The organism is Variovorax sp. JS1663 (assembly GCF_002157355.1).
Taxonomy (GTDB): domain Bacteria; phylum Pseudomonadota; class Gammaproteobacteria; order Burkholderiales; family Burkholderiaceae_C; genus Variovorax.
On record NZ_LYMK01000059.1, the window covers coordinates 14915 to 34690 of the forward strand.

The 19776-nt window shown below is 70.3% G+C and carries 14 protein-coding genes; 4 read left to right on the forward strand and 10 right to left on the reverse strand.

Going from position 1 to position 19776, the window contains the following annotated elements; all coding sequences use genetic code 11:
• Positions 1–144: 144 nt before the first annotated feature.
• A complete protein-coding gene (gene cphA, locus A8M77_RS31000; protein WP_086925318.1) occupies positions 145–2712 on the reverse strand; it encodes a cyanophycin synthetase in 2568 nt (855 codons plus the stop codon).
• 50 nt (positions 2713–2762) lie between these two features.
• The gene (locus tag A8M77_RS31005) at positions 2763–5003 is read right to left on the reverse strand and encodes a cyanophycin synthetase (RefSeq protein ID WP_238137035.1); all 2241 of its coding nucleotides are present in this window, start codon (positions 5001–5003) and stop codon (positions 2763–2765) included.
• Positions 5004–5187: 184 nt separating this feature from the next.
• Between A8M77_RS31005 and A8M77_RS31010 the strand changes: the two genes are divergently transcribed.
• The 3 genes from A8M77_RS31010 to queC are packed head-to-tail and all read left to right on the forward strand — an operon-like array spanning position 5188 to position 8663.
• Positions 5188–7455 (forward strand): cyanophycin metabolism-associated ABC transporter, encoded by a 2268-nt coding sequence (locus A8M77_RS31010; protein WP_086925319.1) that lies wholly within the window; start codon positions 5188–5190, stop codon positions 7453–7455.
• A complete protein-coding gene (locus A8M77_RS31015; protein WP_086925320.1) occupies positions 7452–7919 on the forward strand; it encodes a cyanophycin metabolism-associated DUF1854 family protein in 468 nt (155 codons plus the stop codon). Before A8M77_RS31010 ends, A8M77_RS31015 begins: the two co-directional genes overlap by 4 nt.
• 18 nt (positions 7920–7937) lie before the next feature.
• Positions 7938–8663 (forward strand): 7-cyano-7-deazaguanine synthase QueC, encoded by a 726-nt coding sequence (gene queC, locus A8M77_RS31020; protein ID WP_086925321.1) that lies wholly within the window; start codon positions 7938–7940, stop codon positions 8661–8663.
• Positions 8664–8669: 6 nt separating this feature from the next.
• On the opposite strand, the gene A8M77_RS31025 is transcribed toward queC, so the two are convergent.
• The 3 genes from A8M77_RS31025 to gspF all read right to left on the reverse strand — a co-directional run bounded on the left by A8M77_RS31025 (position 8670) and on the right by gspF (position 12706).
• A complete protein-coding gene (locus tag A8M77_RS31025; RefSeq protein ID WP_086925322.1) occupies positions 8670–10451 on the reverse strand; it encodes an ABC transporter ATP-binding protein/permease in 1782 nt (593 codons plus the stop codon).
• A gap of 99 nt (positions 10452–10550) precedes the next feature.
• The gene (locus A8M77_RS31030; protein ID WP_086925323.1) at positions 10551–11468 is read right to left on the reverse strand and encodes a 5'-nucleotidase; all 918 of its coding nucleotides are present in this window, start codon (positions 11466–11468) and stop codon (positions 10551–10553) included.
• 5 nt (positions 11469–11473) lie between these two features.
• Entirely contained in the window at positions 11474–12706 is a 1233-nt protein-coding gene (gene gspF / locus A8M77_RS31035) for a type II secretion system inner membrane protein GspF (protein ID WP_086925324.1), read from the reverse strand.
• A 95-nt stretch (positions 12707–12801) separates the two neighbouring features.
• Between gspF and A8M77_RS31040 the strand changes: the two genes are divergently transcribed.
• Entirely contained in the window at positions 12802–13380 is a 579-nt protein-coding gene (locus tag A8M77_RS31040) for a hypothetical protein (RefSeq protein ID WP_143694831.1), read from the forward strand.
• Between the two features lie 120 nt (positions 13381–13500).
• On the opposite strand, the gene gspE is transcribed toward A8M77_RS31040, so the two are convergent.
• The 5 genes from gspE to gspL all read right to left on the reverse strand — a co-directional run.
• Positions 13501–14922 carry a type II secretion system ATPase GspE gene (gene gspE / locus A8M77_RS31045; protein WP_086925325.1) on the reverse strand — a complete coding sequence of 474 codons (1422 nt, stop codon included), beginning with the start codon at positions 14920–14922 and terminating at the stop codon, positions 13501–13503.
• A 10-nt stretch (positions 14923–14932) separates the two neighbouring features.
• Positions 14933–17227 carry a type II secretion system secretin GspD gene (gene gspD / locus A8M77_RS31050; RefSeq protein WP_086925326.1) on the reverse strand — a complete coding sequence of 765 codons (2295 nt, stop codon included), beginning with the start codon at positions 17225–17227 and terminating at the stop codon, positions 14933–14935.
• 2 nt (positions 17228–17229) lie between these two features.
• The gene (gene gspN, locus A8M77_RS31055) at positions 17230–18027 is read right to left on the reverse strand and encodes a type II secretion system protein N (protein WP_086925327.1); all 798 of its coding nucleotides are present in this window, start codon (positions 18025–18027) and stop codon (positions 17230–17232) included.
• A 12-nt stretch (positions 18028–18039) separates the two neighbouring features.
• Positions 18040–18597 (reverse strand): type II secretion system protein GspM, encoded by a 558-nt coding sequence (gspM, locus tag A8M77_RS31060; protein WP_086925328.1) that lies wholly within the window; start codon positions 18595–18597, stop codon positions 18040–18042.
• On the reverse strand, positions 18594–19776 hold a 1183-nt coding region (gspL, locus tag A8M77_RS31065; RefSeq protein ID WP_086925331.1), incomplete at its 5' end, for a type II secretion system protein GspL. The genes gspM and gspL, both read right to left, overlap by 4 nt.

Consider the following 19776-nt stretch of genomic DNA (forward strand, 5'->3'; position numbering starts at 1 on the left):
CGATGCGCCGCTCGGTGCTGGAGTGTTGGCCGGCCCATGAGGCCGGACTGTGGGACAGGGCGGCCGGCCGGACGGCACCGGCACCGCAGCTTCACGTCGGACAGTTCCGGCACGGGTGCCGGAACAAGCCCGGCAACGGGGCGCTCAGGCTTCGGCGATGCGCTTGGCCAGGTGAGCGAGCGCTTCCTCGACCTGGTCGACCAGGATCAGGGACAGGTCGCCCGGCTGCAGGCGCGCCAGGGCGGTGTCGATGGCGACGAACTCGCCGCGGATCTCGTCGATGCTGCGCGTCCGGCTGGCGCCCTCGAGGCCCTGGCGCAGCAGCGCCATTACCTCGCCGTCGGCGCGGCCGCGCTGGGCGGCGTCCTGGTAGAGGATGACGTCGTCGAAGGCTTCGCCCAGGATCGCGGTCTGGTCGCGGATGTCGCTGTCGCGCCGGTCGCCGGCGCCGCTGATGACGACCGAGCGCTTCTTCGATGGCATGGTGTCGACGGCCGCCACCAGGGCGCGCATGGCGTCGGTGTTGTGGCCGTAGTCGGCGATCACGGTGGCGCCGCGGTAGTCCATGACGTTGAAGCGGCCCGGCACGCCGCCGGGATCGCTCTTGAAGCTGGCCAGGCCGCTGCGGATGCTGTCCCAGTCCAGGCCCACGGCCCAGGCGGCCGCCACCGCGGCCATCACGTTGTCCACCTGGAAGCCGATGGTGCCGTTGCGCGTGAGTTGCACGTCGCGCAGCGGGATGCGCTCGCGCCATGAGCCCTCGGCCGCGACGATGGCGTCCTGGTCGACGAAGACGGTGCGCTTGCCCTGGGCGCGGTGCGTGGCCATCACGGGGTGCTGGCGGTCGCGGGCGAAGAAGATCACGCCGCCGGGGCAGGTGGCGGACATGGCGGCCACGTTGTGGTCGGCCGCGTTGAGCACCGCGTAACCGTGCGGCGCGACGTTGCGCACGATCACGCGCTTGAGCACCGCCAGGTCTTCCACGGTGGTGATGTAGTTCAGGCCCAGGTGGTCGCCGCTGCCGATGTTGGTGACCACCGCCACCTGGCAGCGGTCGAAGCCCAGGCCCTCGCGCAGGATGCCGCCGCGCGCCACCTCGAACACTGCCGCGTCGACGTCCGGATGCATCAGCACGTTGCGCGCGCTCTTGGGGCCGCTGCAGTCGCCGCTGTCGGTCTGGCGGCCATCGACGTACACGCCGTCGGTGTTGGTCATGCCGGTACGCAGGCCGCTGCCGGCGAGCAGGTGGTTGATCAGGCGCGCAGTGGTGGTCTTGCCGTTGGTGCCGGTGACCGCGACCACCGGGATGCGGCCGTCGTCGCCGTCGGCGAAGAGGGTGTCCATCACCGCCTCGCCGACCGGACGGCCGCGGCCGAAGGAGGGCGAGATGTGCATGCGCAAGCCCGGCGCGGCATTCACCTCGACCACGCCGCCGTGCTGCTCTTCCAGCGGACGCACGACGTTCTCGCAGACCATGTCGACGCCGCAGATGTGCAGGCCGACCATCTGCGCCGCATCGACGGCGCGGGCCGCGACCTCGGGGTGCACGGTGTCGGTCACGTCGGTCGCGGTGCCGCCGGTCGAGAGGTTGGCGTTGTTGCGCAGCACCACCCGCTGGCCCAGCGCGGGTACGCTGTCGGGCGCGAGGCCCTGCGCCTCGAGGCGGCCGACGGCGATGTCGTCCAGGCGGATCTTGGTCAACGAGGTGGCGTGGCCTTCGCCGCGGCGCGGGTCCTGGTTGACCAGCTCCACCAGCTGGCGAACGGTCTGCCTGCCGTCGCCGATCACCTGGGGCGGGTCGCGTCGCGCGGCGGCGACCAGCCTGTCGCCCACCACCAGCAGGCGGAAGTCGAAGCCGGGCAGGAATTTCTCGACCATCACCTCGCCGTAGGCGGCGGCCGAATCGTAGGCGGCGGCGAGCTGCTCGCGGGTGACGATGTTGACGGTGACGCCCTTGCCCTGGTTGCCGTCCTGCGGCTTCACGACCACCGGCAGGCCGATCTCCTGCGCGGCGGCCCAGCCGTCCTCCACGCTGCTGACGGGGCGGCCCAGCGGCACCGGCACGCCGGCGGCATTGAGCAACTGCTTGGTGAGTTCCTTGTCCTGCGCGATCGACTCGGCCACGCCGCTGGTGCTGTCGACCTCGGCGGCCTGGATGCGGCGCTGCTTCGAGCCCCAGCCGAACTGCACCAGGCTGCCGCTGGTGAGGCGGCGGAAGGGGATGCCGCGGGCGACGGCTGCATCGACGATGGAGCCGGTGCTCGGGCCCAGGCGCTCGTCCTCGTCCATGTCGCGCAGCTCGGTGATGGCGGCTGTGGCGTCGAAGGCGGTCCCGTTCTGTGCGGCGGCGATCAGCTGCTCGGCCAGTTCGAGCGCGCGTCGGCCGACGGCTTCTTCCGTGTACTGGAAGGTGACCTGGTAGACGCCTTCCTCCATGGTGCGCGCGGTGTGGCCGATGTTGACGGCGCAGCCGGCCTGCGCCTGCAGCGCCACCGCGGCATTCTCGAGCACGTGCGCCAGTGCCAGCGGCTGGCCGAGCACGACGGGGTGGAGCTCGCCGATGGTGGGGAACAGAGCGCGCAGCCGGGCCTCGAAGCCGGGCAGCCGCTCGACGGCGTTCTCGTCACCCGTGCAGACCACGATGGCCTCGATGCAGGTGTGACGGCTCCACAGATTGGGCCCACGCAGGGCACGGACGCGTTGAACTTCCATGATGAAGAGGGGCAGGGCGCCGCCGAGAGGCCCGGATCCGGGCCTGCCGGTCAGGCCAGTTGTTGCTCCGGCGAAAGAAGGGTTTGTTGGGACAGCTGCAGCGAGGCGAGGGCGGCCTGCAGGTCGGCCTCGAAGGCCTCGGCGCCAGCGCCGATCAGGCTCAGCGGGATGCCCATTGCCCAGCCGGTCGCGACCGCTGCCAGCAGGCTGCCGAGGCTGACGCCGGCGTGGGTGGCGCGCCAGATGGTGAGGCGGCCCAGGCCCGGCAGGAAGGATTCGCTGGTGCCGTTGGCCAGCACCACGCGGTCCTGCCGCACGATCACGGCCTTGCCGCCGGCGGCCTGGTGGGCGGCGAGCGCCTCGGCCTGCGGGTCGACGCTGTAGAGGATCACGTCACCATCGCACAGCTGCGCCAGGGCGGCCACGCGTGGATCCGCGGCGTTGAGCACGGCGGTGCCCTCGGGCAGCACCACGTCGACCTGGGTGCGCAGCACGCGCACCATCTGGTCGCTCTCGAAGATGTCGAAGTCGGCGAGCGATTCGGCGCCGTCGAGGTCGGTCACGATGCCGACCTGGCAGCGGTCGTAGGCGAGGCCGTCGCGCAGGATGGTCTCGGCGCCGTTCTCGATCACCACGGCCTGCACCGCGCGGTTCATCAGCAGCCGGCGGCCGGCATCCCAGCTGGCGCTGGGGCGTGCGTCGACGCGCCGGCGCTCCAGGAACAGGCCGTCGCCGCAGGCGAGGCCCGTGTAGCGGCCGGAGAGGCCGATCAGCCAGGCCACGAGGCGTGCGATCACGTGAGGATCCTGAGAGCCCGCCACGCCCACCACCGGGATGCGGCCCTGGGTGTCGCCAGGGAAGAGGTGGTCGCAGATGGCGCGGCCGACGGGGCGGGGCGAGCCGACGGCCGGCTTCAGGTGCATCAGCAGGCCGGGGCCGGCATTCACCTCGACGATCGCGCCGCCCTGCGGGCCCAGCGGCCGGGAGATGTCCTCGCACACCAGGTCGATGCCCGCGATGTCGAGGCCGACCACGCGCGCGGCCAGCTCCACCATGCGGGCGACCTCGGGATGGACGGTGTCGGTGCAGTCGATGGCGACGTTGCCGTTGCGCTGGATCAGCACGCGTTGGCCGGCCTCGGGAACGGATTCGGGCTCCAGGCCCTGGCGGTGCAGGTCGGACAGGATGGCGCCGTCGCGCGCGCCCAGGCGGGAGAGGGGGAAATCTTCTGTGTCGCCGCGACGGGGGTCGCTGTTGATCTGGCTCTCGATCAGGGCGCGGACGTCGGAGCGGCCGTCGCCGGTGATCCACACGGTCTCGCCGCGCGCGGCGGCCACCATCTGGCCGCCGACCACGAGGAGGCGGTGCTCTTCGCCGCGGATGTAGCGCTCGACCAGCACCTCGCTGCCGTGGCGCTCGGCCACGCCATAGGCGACCTCGATGTCCTCGCGCCGGGTCAGGTCCAGGATCACGCCGCGGCCATGGTTGCCGTCGGAGGGCTTCACCACCACGGGCACGCCCAGCTCCTCGGCGGCTTCCCAGGCCTCGGCCGGGCTGGCGACCGCCTGGCCCTGCGGCACCGGAATGCCGCAACCCGCCAGCAGGGACTTGGTGAGCGGCTTGTCGCTGGCGATCGATTCGCCGATGGCGCTGGTGTAGTCGGTCTCGGCGGTCCAGATGCGCTGCTGGTGGGCGCCGTAGCCCATCTGCACCAGGTTGCCGCTGTTCAGGCGCATGTAGGGGATGTCGCGGTCGATCGCGGCGTTGACGATCGCCTCGGTGCTCGGGCCGAGGTAGCAGTCGTCGACCTTGTCCTTGATCAGCTCGATGGCCTTCTGCACGTCCTGCGGGCCGACCGGGTCGTCGTTGATGGCTGCCATCATGAGGCGCAGGCCCTCGGACAGCGCCACCCGGGCGACCTCTTCGTCGCGCGAGCGGAACACCATCCGGTAGATGCCGGACACCGAGGTTTCGCGGGTTTGCCCGAAGCCGGTCGCCATGCCGGCGAGGTTGAGCAGCTCGATCACCACGTGCTCCAGCACGTGGCCCGACCAGGTGCCCTCGACCAGGCGCTGGATGAAGCCGCCGCGCTCGCCCACGCCGCAGTGGTGCTCGATCAGCGCCGGCAGCAGGGCCGTGAGGCGGTCGGCGAAGCCAGGGATCTTGTTGGAGGGGTATTCCTCGAGCCGGCCCAGATCGAGCCAGACCTCCAGCACGGGCCGGTAGGTCCAGATGCTCGGACCCCGCAGATAGTTGATGCGCAGCAGGCGGATGTCGTCGAAACGGGTCATGGGAACGTTCGTTGTGCTTTGGCCGAGCACGGCGGCGCCTTCAAGCGCGCCCATGGCCATCGGTCAGAATCGGCGCCCGGCGGGTGCCATGAGCCGCACGGCCGGTCCGAAGGCGAATACCGTAGCCGAAGGCGAAGGTACTCCAGTGAGGCGGCCCTGGGCGGGCCAGAGACACAGAAACACAATGCAACATCACGATCCAGTCGGGGCCCCGGAGGGCGTTGAAGAGGAGGCCTCAGCCGCCCTGAAAAGCCGGCTTCGAGCCGCGGAAAACGTTCTCGCGACGGTGCCGGTTGACCTCGATAGCGAACTTCGGTTTAAGTCCGGGCTTCTGGCACTGACCGACCGGCGTCTGCTGGCCCGGGATGCCCAGGGCGGCTGGGTCGAGTGGCCGCTGGCCCATCCGGGCCTGGAGCTGCAATTCGCCGACCACGCCGGCCTCGGCACCCTGGACCTGTGCGACGGCGCCGGCCGCCTCGCGCGCTGGCGTTACACCCTGGCGCACCAGGCCGCGGCCCTGCGGCTGCAGAAGCTGTTCGACCAGCAGGCCGCCGGTGTCGCGCAGGTGACAGAAGTGGAGCCTGACGACGGGCTGTCCGAGCCCGAGCTCCAGACCCCGCCCTCCACCTGGGTGCTGCTGCGTCTGGGCCGCTTCGCCCGGCCCTACCGCAAGCAGCTGCTCATCGGCTTCCTGCTGACGCTGGCCTCCACCGGCGCAACGTTGGTGCCGCCCTACCTGACCATTCCGCTGATGGACGACGTGCTGATCCCGTTCCAGAACGGCCAGCAGATCGCGGTCGGCAAGGTGGCGATGTACCTGTGCCTGCTGCTGGCGGCCGCGCTCGCCGGCTGGGGCCTGGGCTGGGCCCGCACCTATCTCCTCGCGCTGGTGTCCGAGCGCATCGGCGCCGACCTGCGCACCACCACCTACGAGCACCTGCTGACCCTGCCGCTGGACTACTTCGGCGGCAAGCGCACGGGCGACCTGATGGCGCGCATCGGCTCGGAGACCGATCGCATCAACGTCTTCCTCTCGCTGCACGCCCTCGATTTCCTGACCGACGTGCTGATGATCGCGATGACCGCGGTCATCCTGATCTCGATCAACCCGCTGCTGGCGGTCGTCACCCTGGTGCCGCTGCCCTTCATCGCCTGGATGATCCACGTCGTGCGCGACCGGCTGCGTACCGGCTTCGAGAAGATCGACCGGGTCTGGAGCGAGGTCACGAATGTGCTGGCCGACACCATCCCAGGGATCCGCGTGGTCAAGGCCTTCGCCCAGGAGAAGCGCGAGGCCGGGCGCTTCCGCGCCGCCAACATGTACAACCTCCAGGTCAACGACAAGCTCAACCGGACCTGGTCGCTGTTCACGCCCAGCGTCTCGCTGCTGACCGAGATCGGCCTGCTGGTGGTCTGGGCCTTCGGCATCTGGCAGGTGGCGCGGCACAGCATCACGGTCGGCGTGCTGACGGCCTTCATCGCCTACATCGGGCGTTTCTACACGCGCATGGATTCGATGAGCCGCATCGTCTCGGTCACGCAGAAGGCGGCGGCCGGGGCCAAGCGCATCTTCGACATCCTCGACCATGTGAGCAACGTGCCCGAGCCGGCCGACCCGGTGCGGGTGGAACGCGTCCAGGGTCTCATCCAGATGCGCGACGTGGGCTTCCGCTACGGCAGCCGCGCCGTCATCCGCGACCTCGACCTCACGATCGAGCCTGGCGAGATGATCGGCCTGGTGGGCCACAGCGGCTCCGGCAAGAGCACGCTGGTCAACCTGATCTGCCGCTTCTACGACGTGACCGATGGTGCCATCCTGGTCGACGGCACCGACATCCGCCGCTTCGCGGTGGCCGACTACCGGCGCCACGTGGGGCTGGTGCTGCAGGAGCCCTTCCTGTTCTTCGGCACCATCGCGCAGAACATCGCCTACGGCAAGCCCGACGCGACGCGCGAGGAGATCGTTGCAGCGGCACGGGCGGCGCATGCGCACGACTTCATCCTGCGGCTGCCGCACGGCTACGACTCGCTGGTGGGCGAGCGCGGGCAGGGCCTGTCGGGCGGGGAGCGGCAGCGCATCAGCATCGCCCGCGCGCTGCTGATCGACCCGCGCATCCTGATCCTCGACGAGGCCACCTCGGCGGTGGACACCGAGACCGAGAAGGAGATCCAGAAGGCGCTGGACAACCTGGTGCAGGGCCGCACCACCATCGCCATCGCGCACCGGCTGTCGACCCTGCGCAAGGCCGACCGGCTGGTGGTGATGGACCGCGGCGAGATCGTCGAGGTCGGACCGCACGACGCCCTGATGGAGAAGCAGGGCGCCTACTGGCGGCTCTACCAGGCGCAGCTGCGCCAGGCCGACGACGAGAGCCCCGGCTCCGTCGCCGAGCGCACCGGCGTTGCGCTGGCGCTGGGCGGGCATGCGGCACATCCGGCGGGGGACGCATGAGCGCTTCTTTCCAACTCGAGCGCGATGCCTTCGGACGACTGGTGCTGATCGATGCCGAGGGCGTGCGTCATGCCGGCGTGGTGCCGGTGCGCGCCTTCCCGCTGAGCGCGCCGGGCGAGGGCCTGTCGCTGGTGGGCAGCGAGGGTCGCGAGCTGCTGTGGATCGACCGCGTGGCCGACCTGCCCGAGCCGATGCGCGCGATGCTGGCCGAGGACCTGGCCGCGCGTGACTTCGCGCCCACGCTGCTGGCCCTGCACAAGGTCTACAGCTTCGGCGTGCCCAGCACCTGGACCGTGAGCACCGACCGCGGCGAGACCCAGTTCGTGCTCAAGGCCGAGGAGGACATCCGCCGGCTCGAAGGCGGCGCGCTGCTGATCGCCAGCGCGCACGGGGTGCAGTTCCGCATTCCGGATGCGAAGGCGCTGGATCGGGCGTCGCGCAAGCTGCTGGAACGATTTCTGTAGACCACGGGTCGACCCGCCATGCACACCAGCGCCCTCGTCCTTTTCTCCGGCGGCCAGGACTCCACCACCTGCCTGGCTGAGGCGCTCGGCAAGTACGAGCGCGTCGAAACCCTCGGTTTCGACTACGGCCAGCGCCACAGCGTCGAACTCGAGGCGCGCCTGACCGTGCTGGCCCACCTGCGCGAGCGCTTTGCTGCCTGGGCGCCGCGGCTGGGCGAGGACCATCTTTTGAACGTCGACGTGCTGGGCCAGATCAGCCACTCATCGCTGACGCAGGAGATCGCCTTCGAGATGCAGACCGGCGGCCTGCCCAACACCTTCGTGCCGGGACGCAACCTGCTGTTCCTCACGCTGGCCGGCGCGCTGGCCTATCGGCGCGGCCTGCAGGTGATCGTCACCGGCGTCTGCGAGACCGACTTCTCCGGCTACCCCGACTGCCGCGACGACACCATGAAGGCAATGCAGCTTGCGCTCTCGCTGGGCATGGAGCGCCGCTTCCTGATCGAGACGCCGCTGATGTGGATCGACAAGGCTGACACCTGGGCGATGGCACATCGCCTGGGCGGCGATGCGCTGGTCGACCTGATCGTCGAGGACACCCACACCTGCTACCTGGGCGACCGCACGCACCGCCACATCTGGGGCTATGGCTGCGGCACCTGCCCGGCCTGCGAACTGCGCGCCCGCGGCTGGGAGCGCTACGCGGCAAGCCGCGGTCAGGCCGGCGGCGCGCTCGCGCCTTAGCCTTGGTCAGGCGGCCGGCTGCGCCTCCTGCAGCCGGAAGGCGGCGCCGTCAGCCTGGTCCTGCGGCTGCAGCTTCCAGCGCCGGCCGTGGTGCTCGCCCAGCGTGCTCCGGTGCGCGATGGAGACGATGCCGCCGCCGGCGCGCTTGACCATGTCCACCAGCCGCCGGTAGACCGTCGCCTCGGCAGGCTCGTCCAGCGCGCTGGTGGCCTCGTCCGCCAGCACCCAGGCCGGCTTCTTCAGCAGCACGCGCGCGATCGCCAGGCGCTGCCGCTCGCCGCCGGAGAGCTTCTGGCTCCAGGCGTCCTTGCGGTCGAGCTGGTCCGCCAGTTGCGGCAGCAGCGCCTCCTGCAGGGCCTCGCGAAGGGCCGCATCGTCGTATCGTTCCGCAGGCTCGGGGTAGGCCAGCGCGTCGCGCAGCGGTCCATCGGGGAAGTAGGGCTGCTGTGGAATGAACATGGTGTCGGCCGGCAGCGCGACCTTGCCGCGCGCGTGCGGCCAGATGCCCGCCAGCGTACGGAACAGGCTGGACTTGCCGCTGCCCGAGGGGCCGTGCACCAGCACCGAATCGCCAGGCGCCACGTGCAGCGTGGTCGGTGCCAGCAGACGCTGGCCGTTCGGCAGACCGATGCTGACGGCGCTGGCATCGATGGCGCTGCCTGCGGGCACGTGCTCGAAGCCCTCGGCCTCGCTGGACTGGGTGCTCAGGCTGTCCTCGAAGCCGGCCAGGCGGTCCGAGGTGGCCTTCCAGGTGGCGAGCGTCATGTAGTTGTCGACCAGCCAGGAGAGCGAGTCCTGCACCCGGCCGAAGGCCGAGTTGATCTGCATCAGCTGGCCCAGCTGGATCGCGCCGCTGAAGAAGCGGGGCGCAGCCACGACGAGCGGGAAGATGATGGCCGCCTGGGCGAAGAAGGTGCTGAACCAGGTGAGGTTCTTCTGGTTGCGGATGAGGCGCAGATAGTTGTTCATCACGTCCGCGAAGCGCAGGTCGAGCTGGCGCCGCTCCACGTGCTCGCCGTTGTCCAGCGCGATGGCCTCGCTGTACTCGCGCACGCGGATCAGGTGGTGGCGGAAGTTGGCCTCCAGCATCTGCTGCTGGAAGTTCAGGCCCACCTGCGGCTTGCCGATCCAGTGGGCGATGGCGCTGCCCACCACGCAGTACAGCACCGCGGCCCACACCATGTAGCCGGCGATCTCCCAGCTCCCGCCGCCGGGCAGGGGCACGGTGAGCGGGCCGCTGAGCGTCCACAGGATGCCGACGAAGCTCAGCAGCGTCACCAGCGCGTTCAGGATGCCCATGGACAGCGTCACCGTGTAGGTCGTGAACAGGTTCAGGTCTTCCTGGATGCGTTGGTCCGGGTTGTCGGGCAGGCGCTCGCTGCCCGAGGTGTAACGCGCCAGCTCCAGCCGGTAGAAGGCCTTGTGCTGCAGCCAGCGCTGGAGGTAGTGGTCGGTCATCCACACGCGCCAGCGCAGCTGGAGCATCTGGGTCAGGTAGAACTTGTAGACCGCGATCACGATGTAGATCAGGGCCAGCCAGCAGAAGCGCACGATCTGCTGCCAGAACACGGCCTGGTCCTTGTTCTGCAGCGCGTCGTAGAAAACGCGGTACCACTCGTTGATCTGCACGAGCATGTAGACCGCGCCCAGGTTGAGCAGCACGATGGCCACCAGCAGGCCGCGCGCGCGCCATTTCTGGTCGGATCGGAAGTAGGGCGCGGTCAGCGCGCCGATGCGGCGCAGCGTGGAAAAGAGGTTCTGGGGGGAGCGGGTGGATGCGTCATTCATTGGGCAGCCCGTGGGAGTGATGGCGCCCGGAGCGGCGCGGTGCGGGCATCGTAGCGCCCGCGCGCGCCTCATTCTTAAGCCGCGCTGAAACCGGGTGCCCTACGCCGACTCGGGGGGCACCAGCAGGTTGCTGATGCCACTGGCCACGTGGCCCGCCGGTACATGGCGCGCGGCGGCGTCCACATGCCCGGTCTGATCGTCGAAAAAGAAATCGGGCTCGAACTCACGCAGGAACTCGCCCTTGGCCAGGCCGCCGAGGAACATGGCCTCGTCGACGCGGATGTTCCAGTTCATCAGGGTCTGGATGGCACGGCGATGGGCAGGTGCGCCGCGCGCCGTCACCAGGGCGGTGCGGATGCGCATGCCGGTGGCCGACGCCTGCTGCAGCCTGTGCAGCGCCACGAGGAAGGGTTTGAAGGGCCCGGCGCCGAGCGGGACCGCCGCCTTGCTGGTCTCATGGGCCTGGAACGCATCGAGGCCCTGCTGCTGGAACACTTTCTCGGCTTCGTCGGAAAAGAGGACGGCGTCGCCGTCGAAGGCGATCCTTACCTCGTCCGGATGCAGGGCGCTGGCCAGCACGCCGTCGACGCGCACATGCGCCGCCGGAAAGCCGGCTGCCAGTGCCTCTCGCACATCCGACGCATTGGCCGACAGGAAGATGTCGGCATTGAGCGGACGCAGGTAGCGGTACGGCGGCCGTCCCTGCGTGAACACGCCCCGCTGCACGCGCAGTTCGGCCGCGGCGCCGGAGTTGAAGATGCGCATGCCCGAGACGGGGTCGTTGCGCGAGAGGATGACGACCTCGACGCGCTGGACACCGTCGTCGTTGAAGCGCAGCAGCTTGCGGATCATCGAGTACGCAATGCCGGGCGCCGCCGGCACGTCGAGGCGCTCGAGCTGCAGGCGCATGTAGGCGTCAGGGTCGCCGGCATCGAACAGGCGGTTCTCTTCCTCCAGGTTGAACAGGGCGCGCGAAGAGATCGCGACCACCAGCTTGTCGTCCAGCGTGACCGGCATGGCGTCTACTTCACGAACTGGTTGAGCTGGATGATCGGCAGCAGCACGGCGAGCACGATCAGCATCACCACGCCGCCCATCGCCACGATCAGGAGCGGCTCCAGGATGGTGGCCAGGTGCATGGCGCGGCGCTGCACCTCGGCGCCCAGTTGGTTGGAGGCGCGCTGCAGCATCAGCGGCAGGGTGCCGGTCTGCTCGCCCAGGCGCGCGAACATCGAGACGATGCCGGGAAAGCGCTTCTTCTGCGCCAGCGCCGAAGCCAGCGGCGCGCCCTCGCGCACCAGCACGAGCGCGTCGAGCGCATCGGCCCGCATGGCGGTGTTGCCGAGCGTCTCGGAGGCGGCCTGCAGCGCGCGCAGGATGGGCACGCCGGCGGTGGCCAGCATGGCCAGGGTGCTGGCGAAGCGCGCCGCGTTGTAGCCGCGCGAGAGGCGGCCGACCAGCGGCAGCTCCAGCCAGGCGGCGTCGAAGCGCTCGCGGACGGTGGCGCGCGCCAGCGCCATGCGCGAGCCGATGGCCGCCAGCACGATCACGCCCAGCATCAGCCAGCCGTAGTTGCGCACGAAGTCGCTGAGCGCCAGCATGGCCACCGTGAGGAAGGGCAGGGCGCGCTTGGTGCCCGCGAACACGTTCGCCACCTGGGGCACCACGTAGCTCACCAGGAAGACCACGATCACGATCGCGACCAGGGTCACGATCGCGGGGTAGAGCGCGGCGCCGACCAGCTTCTGCTGCAGGGCCTGGCGCTGCTCCAGGTCGTCGGCCAGGCGTTCGAGGACGAGGCCCAGGTTGCCGCTTTGCTCGCCGGCGCTGATCACGGCGGTGTAGATGGGCGAGAACTCGCGCGGATGCTGCGACAGCGCCCGGCCGAAGGGTGAGCCGGCATTCACGTCGGCGCGCAGCGAAGCGATCAGGTTGCGCTGCTCCTCGGTCTCGGACTCCTCGGTCAGCGCCGTGAGGGCGCGTTCCAGCGGCAGGCCGGAGGAAACCAGCCCGGCGAGCTGGCGGGTCCACACCGCGAGGGTGGTGGCATTGAAGATGCGCCGGCCGCCCAGGACGCGGCGCCAGCCGCCCGCTGCGGTGGAACCGCCCTCCGGGCTGCCGACCACCGTCACGGTCAGGGGGATCAGGGCCTGCGCCCGCAGCATGCCGCGGGCGCTGCGCGCGGTGTCGGCCTCGAGCACGCCCTTGCGGGGCTGCCCCTGTTGGTCTAAGGCTTCGAAGGAATAGGCGGGCATGGGGACTGGCGGCAAAATGCGCGAGCCCGCATTGTCGACGTTTGGCGCAGCCTTTTCGTCACGCGGCTTTCACAACACCGAACGAAGGAGTCTTCATGCCGCTTCGCCTCCCCGCCCTGGCCGTTGCCGCCGTGCTGGGCGCGCTCGCGCTGCCTGCTGCCGCGCAGGACCGTCCGACCTACAACGGCTTTCTCTGCTGCAACCTGCGCACCGACGGCAGCTGGATCAGCGACAGCAACTACGCCGAGAGCGGCAAGCGCGTGATCCCGGTGGGCACACCGGCGCAAGTGACCGGCTACGGTCGCAATCGGGTCAACGTGCTGATCGACGGCAAGAAGCAGGACATCGGCAACGACTACAGCCGCGACCTGGATCTGGGCACCTTCGCGAAGCGCTACGTGGTCACCGAAGACCCGGCGGCGCGCATCGCGAGCTTCCCGCCCAAGATCCGCGAGGCCATCAAGGCGGCGCGCGTGACCAAGGGCATGACGCGCGAGCAGGTCGCGATGGCGGTGGGCTACCCGATCAGCAGCGAGAACCCGACCCTCGACGCGCCGGTCTGGCGCATGTGGCTGGGCAGCTTCAGCGAGTTCCAGGTGCTGTTCGACGGCAAGGGTCAGGTGCGAGCCGTCGAAACTGACGCGCAGACACGCAACCTCGTCGTTCTCGAATGAGATAGGCGTCGCCAAGGGGCAGATGCGGCCGCCGCCGGGCCGCCCCAAGGCGGCCGCGCCTCCCCCTCGGGGGGTGGAGTTACACGCAGCGAAGCGAAGTGAAAAGCCGGGGGGCTCTATTCACTCGCGCGTAACGCGCAAGAGCTCGGCGCGAGAGGTGACGCCGCTCTTCACCAAACGCTCGCCGTCCTCGCGCATCGAGCGCAGGCCACCGCGCTCGGCGGCCACGAAGAGCTGGCTCTCGGGAGCGCGGTTGTGCACCAGCGAACGGATGGTGTCGTCAGCCACCAGCAGCTCGAAGATGCCGGTGCGGCCCTGGTAGCCGGTTTGGCCGCAGGCCTCGCAGCCCACCGGGCCGGCCTCGTCGCCGGCTGCGGTGGGCGCGGCGCACACGGGGCACAGGCGGCGCACCAGGCGCTGGGCCAGCACGCCCAGCAGCGAGGAGCTCAGCAGGAAGGGCTCGACCCCCATGTCGGTCAGGCGGGTGACCGCGCTGACCGAATCGTTGGTGTGGAGCGTCGCCAGCACCAGGTGGCCGGTGAGCGAGGCCTGGATCGCGATCTGCGCGGTCTCGAAGTCGCGGATCTCGCCGATCATGATCACGTCCGGGTCCTGCCGCAGGATGGCGCGCAGGGCCTTGGCGAAAGTGAGGTCGATCTTGGCGTTGACCTGGGTCTGGCCCACGCCGGAGAGCTCGTACTCGATCGGGTCCTCCACCGTCATGATGTTGCTCTGGGCGCTGTCGAGGCGCTGCAGTGCGGCATAGAGGGTGGTGGTCTTGCCCGAGCCGGTCGGGCCGGTCACGAGAATGATGCCGTGCGGCTGGCCGATCAGGTGCTCGAAGCGCGACAGCGTGTCGCCCTGCATGCCCACCGCCTCCAGCGTGAGCCGGCTTTCCGACTTGTCCAAGAGGCGCAGCACCGCGCGCTCGCCGTGCGCCGAGGGCAGGGTCGAGACGCGCACGTCCACCGCGCGGGTGCCGATGCGCAGGCTGATGCGCCCGTCCTGCGGCAGGCGCTTCTCGGCAATGTCGAGGTCGGCCATGATCTTCAGCCGCGAGATCAGCGCCGCATGCAGCGCCCGGTTGGGCTGCACCACCTCGCGCAGCGTGCCGTCGATGCGGAAGCGCACCGATGACGTGCGCTCGTAGGGCTCGATGTGGATGTCGCTGGCGCCGTCGCGCGCCGCCTGCGTGAGCAGGGCGTTGAGCATGCGGATGATGGGCGCGTCGCCGGCGCTTTCCAGCAGGTCCTCGACCGCCGGCAGCTCCTGCATCATGCGCGACAGGTCGGCATCGCTCTGCACCTCGCTGACCACGGCGGCGGCGTTCGACTCGCCCTGCGCGTAGGCGGCGCTGATGCGCCGCGCCAGGTCATCGGGGGGCAGTGCCTCGAAGGCCTTGACCGAGTACTTGCGCACCACTTCGCCGAGCGCGCTCTTGCTCGGCGTCCGCGGCATCCAGAGCGTCAGGGCACCGTCGTCGGCCTCTTCCAGCAGCAGCTGCTGGCTGCGGGCGAAGGCATAGGGCAGGGGATAGCGCACGGCGCAGTCCTCAGGGCAGCTCGCGGCCGCTCGACGGGTCGGCGGTGGGCGGCAGCGCACCCTTGAGCGGGCCGGCGGGCAACGGCACGTGCTGTGGCGGCATCGGCGGCGGGATCAGGCGCGTGCCCTCGATGCGGCGCGACGGATCGCCCTGCCTGACCTCGGGCAGCGGCGGCAGGATCACCGAGTCGCGCACTGCGTTGAGCATCGGGTTGTCGGTGGAAGGCTGCTGCGTGTTCTGCTGCAGCGCGCGCAGCGCGTCGTAGCGGTCGGCGGTGATGGCGTCGCCCGAGAGCTGGTCGCGCACGACGGTGGGGCGCAGGAACACCATCAGGTTGGTCTTCCTGCGGCTGCGCACCTCGCTCTTGAACAGGTTGCCCAGCACCGGCACGTCGCCGAGGCCCGGCACCTTTTCGGTCGAGTTCGAGTACTCGTCGGACAAGAGGCCGCCCAGCACGATGATGTTGCCGTCGTCCACCAGCACGTTCGACTCGATCGAGCGTTTGGTGGTGGTGGGGCCGTTGACGTTGTTCACCGTGGAGGCGACCACGCTGGAGACTTCCTGGAAGATCTGCATCTTGACCGTGCCGGTCTCGCTGATCTGCGGACGCACGCGCAGCGTCAGGCCCACGTCCTTGCGCTCGATGGTCGAAAAGGGGTTGACGGTGTTGTTGTTGCCGCCGGTGTTGGTGTACTGGCCGGTGACGAAGGGGACGTTCTGGCCGACGACGATCTTGGCCTCCTCGTTGTCCAGCGTCAGCAGGTTCGGCGTCGAGAGCACGTTGCCCTCGCCGTTGCTGGCCAGGAAGCGGGCCAGGAAGCCCAGCACGTACTGGTTGTTGCTGCCGTAGCGGTGCCCGATGCCGAAATTGAGGCCGCTCGAGGGGCGCGTGGCGGTGTTGCCGGTCGCGAGGCCGACCGCCAGGTCGATGATGTTGGCGCCGCCCAGGCTGGAGTTGGTGCCGATCACGCCCACGTTGCGGTCGCCGGTGCTGCCGATGCCGCTTTGCCACTGGATGCCGAACTCGGCGGCCTTGTCGGCGTTGACCTCGACGATCAGGCTCTCGATCAGCACCTGTGCGCGCCGGCTGTCGAGCTGGTCGATCACGGCGCGGATCTGCCGGTACAGGGGCTCGGGGGCGCTGATGATCAGCGAGTTGGTGGCCGGGTCGGCCTGGATCTGCCCGCCGGTGGAGGGCGGCGCGGTGGTGCTGACGGGCGTGGTGGCGGCGCTCAGCCCCCCCCCGCTGCCGGCCTGGCTGAACTGCTGTTGCTGCGGCTGCTGCGCCGTGGCGGTGACTGCCGTGGCGCCGGGCGCGCCCGGGGTGCCCGTGACGTTCGGCTGGGCGGCTGCGAGCGCCGCGCGCAGGGTGGTGGCGATGCGCACCGCATCCGCGTTCTTCAGGTAGACCACGTAGATGTTGCCTGCGGCGCCGTTGCTGGTCTCGGCCGCCGGCCGGTCGAGCCGCTGGATCAGGGAGCGGATCAGTTGGGCGCGCGCGGGGTTGGCGGCCCGCATGATGATCGCGTTGCTGCGGGGCTCGGCGAGCAGGGTGGTGCGGAAGGAGGCATCGGTGGTGCCGGGCACTCCGGCGACTTGCGCCCCGGCGGTCGCCGAACCGCCCTCGGCCAGGCGGACGAGCACAGGCACCAGGTCGGTGGCGACCGAATACTTCAGGGGGATCACCTCCACGTCGGAGGCATTGGGCACGTCCAGCGCGGCGATGATGCGGGCCAGGCGCCGCATGTTCTCCGCGTAGTCGGTGATCACCAGCGAGTTGTTGCCCGGGTTGACGTTGATGGTGTTGTTGGGCGCGATCAGGGGCCGGAGCACCGGCAGCAGGTTGTTGGCCGACTCGTAGTTCAGCTTGAAGACCTGGGTCGCGATCTGGTTGCCGGAGAGGCTGGCGGTGGCGGAGCTCGAGGTGGTCACCGCATTGCTCTGCAGCTTGGCGTCGGCTTCCGGCACCACCTTGTAGAGTCCCTCGGACTGCACGATCGCGAAGCCCTGCAGGCGCAGCGCGGCGGCGAACTGGTTGAAGGCCGCGTTCGGCGAGATCGGACGGTCGGTCTGGAGGTTGATGGTGCCCTTCACGCGCGGGTCGACCACCACGTCGCGGCCGGTCACGACGGCCATCGTGCGCGCGACGGACTCGATCTCCGCATTGGTGAAGTTCAGTGTGATCGGCTCGCCGCGGCGCGGGGCGTCCTGCGCGAAGGCCGCCGGCATGCCGGCGGCGCCCAGCAGATGCACCGCGAGGGCGACGGTGCAGAGGCGCATGGCGCGGGTGGATGGTGATGTCATGGTCAACCCAGGGTGATGATCGAACGCGCGCCCTCGCGTCGGCCGATGATGTTCAACAAGTTCGACAGCGCGTCCTCACGTCCCGGCGCGGCACTGGCCTCGCCGTCGAAGCGCAGGGCGCGGCCGTTCCAGCGGCCGCTGCCATTGAGCTGGAGGCTGCCCTCGCGCGTGGTCAGCAGCAGGCTGGGCTGGGGCCCGCCTTCGAGTGCGATGCGGTAGCTGCCCATCGGCCGCAGGGTCGACAGGCTGGAGGAGATGTCGGTGGCATCCAGCGTGGCCCGGCCGGCGAGCCGCAGCACCGGGCCGCTCCACTGCATGGTGAAGCCCTGCATGGCCAGGTCGAGCACGCCCTCAGGCTTGAGCGTGTTCCATGGCGCGCCGAAGCCGGCGAGCAGGGCAGCCGGCCACCGCGACTGGCCGTCCTGCCAGGCCAGCTGCAGGCCGTCGGGGCGCGGGCGGGCGTTGAACTGCAGCGGCCGCGGCGCGCAGCAAGGGATCTGGAGCGTCGCCGCCACGCCGTCCCAGCGGGGTCGCAGGGTCCAGGCGAGGGCGCCGGGGAGCGAAATGGATTCGACGCCGCCTGCGCCGCTGGCGAACACCACGCCCGCGGTGCCGTCCCAGACCGTGCCGCGTGCGTTGACCAGCTGCAGGTGGCCGTCGCTCCAGCGCGCCAGGCCGGCGGCCAGCCAGCGCGCCGGTGCATAGACCGACAGGGCCAGCAGCGCGCCCAGCAACAGACCGAGCACGGCCCAGCCGCGGCCGGTGGGGGCACGGTCGGAAGGATCGCTTCGTCTGGCCATGGCGCAACGGGCTCAGCGGGCCGGCAGGCCCATGACCAGGGTGCCGTCCCAGCGCGGCAGGGGGCGATCGCCGCCCTTGGCCGGCGCTGCACCGCCGCCCGGGGCCGGCGCGCTTTGCGCACTGCGGGTGAGATGGACTTCGCGTGGGACCGCGCGCGCGTTGCTGCGCGCCTGCGCCAACCATTGCGCCAGCGTGTCGGCCGGCATGGCACGCACCGCGACCGAGACGCCTTCGCCGGAGGCGGCGGGCTGCAATTGCGCGTTGGGGCCGAAGCTCTGGCGAACCGAGTTCTCGAGGGCGCGCATCGCATCGTCGCGGCTGGCACGCGGCTGTGCCTGCAGGGCCTTGGCTTGCGCCTGCAGGCTGGTCATCTGCTGCAGCTGCGCGTCGAGCCTTGCATGCTCGGCCGGCGCGGCGGAGAGAGTCCGCAGCGCCGGGGCGAGCGCCACCCACCACAGCAGGGCCAGCAGCACCAGCGCGGCGGCCGCGCCGATGAGCCGCTGCTCGCGCGCCTCCAGCTCGGGCCACCAGGCCTGCCAGCGCGCTTCCAGGGATTCGAGCCAGTTCATCGCTGCGCCTCCGCCTGCACGAGCAGCAGGTCGCCCTCGCTGCGGGCGCCGTAGCCTCGCGCGGACAGCGTGGCTGCGATCCTGCTGGTTTCCGAGGGCTGCAGGCCCAGTCCGCGCAGCCGCAGCTGGCCGGCACTGTAGTCGATGGCACTGGGAACGCGCCCGGGCGGCAGGCTGGTGGCGACGGCGCTGAGCATGGGCTCGAGGTCGATGGCCGCCACGCCGCCGGTGGCCTGCTGCAGCGTCGCGACCTCGCGCACCATCTGCGCAGGGGCATCGACCACCAACTGCACCGAGGGAAAGGTCTGGCGAAGGATGTTGTTGACCGCGGCGCGCTTGCCGTCGAGAGCGCTGCGCTCCTTCCAGGCCCAGGCGTTGAGGCCGATCAACTGGGCCACCACCAGGGCCAGGGCGCCCCAGCGCGCAAGCCGCCATTCGGGGCCGTACCAGAGCATGCGCGAGATCGCTGCCAGTTTCTTGCCTGCGCGCGCGCGGCCGGTGGAGGCAAGGTCGAACTGCGCCAGGTCCCAGGGGGAACGGCTGGCCTGCCACCAGCGCGCGGCCGGCTTGACGATGGGCATGCGCCGCCCGAGCAGGCTTTCCGCCAGCTCGGCCACGGCCGGCTCGGCCAGCATGGCGGTGCCCTCGGGGACGGTGCCCACCAGGGCGGCGCCCGCGGCATCGAGCGGCAACTGGGTCACGCCCTCGGTGTCGCAGACCACGAGTTGGGCGGTGCCGGGCTCGCCGATGGCGAACACCATCGGGGCCGCGTCGGCCGGCTGCGGGGCGAACTCGGGAATGATGCGGGCGACGCGGCGGCCGGCACCTTCCAGTGCCTGCACCACACTGCGCAGCCATTGCCGGTTGCAGGCCGCGACCCACACGGGCACGCCGGCGCGGGCATTGGGCTCCAGGGCAAAGTGCAACTGCTCGGGGTCATCGAGCAGCCGGTCCTCGAGCAGGCCGGCCAGCACCGAGCGCAGCTTCACGGCGCCGCTCATGCTGCCCTGAGGCAGGGTCACGGCGTGCCAGGACATCATGGCCGCCGGCACGCCCAGGATCACTTCGTCGCTGCTCGGCAGCAGGGCTGGTGGCGCACTGCCCTGGGAGCGGAGCTTCCGGCCATCGCTGGACCAGACCGCCCAGCCGTAGTCGCCGCCGACAGGGGCGGGTGGGAGG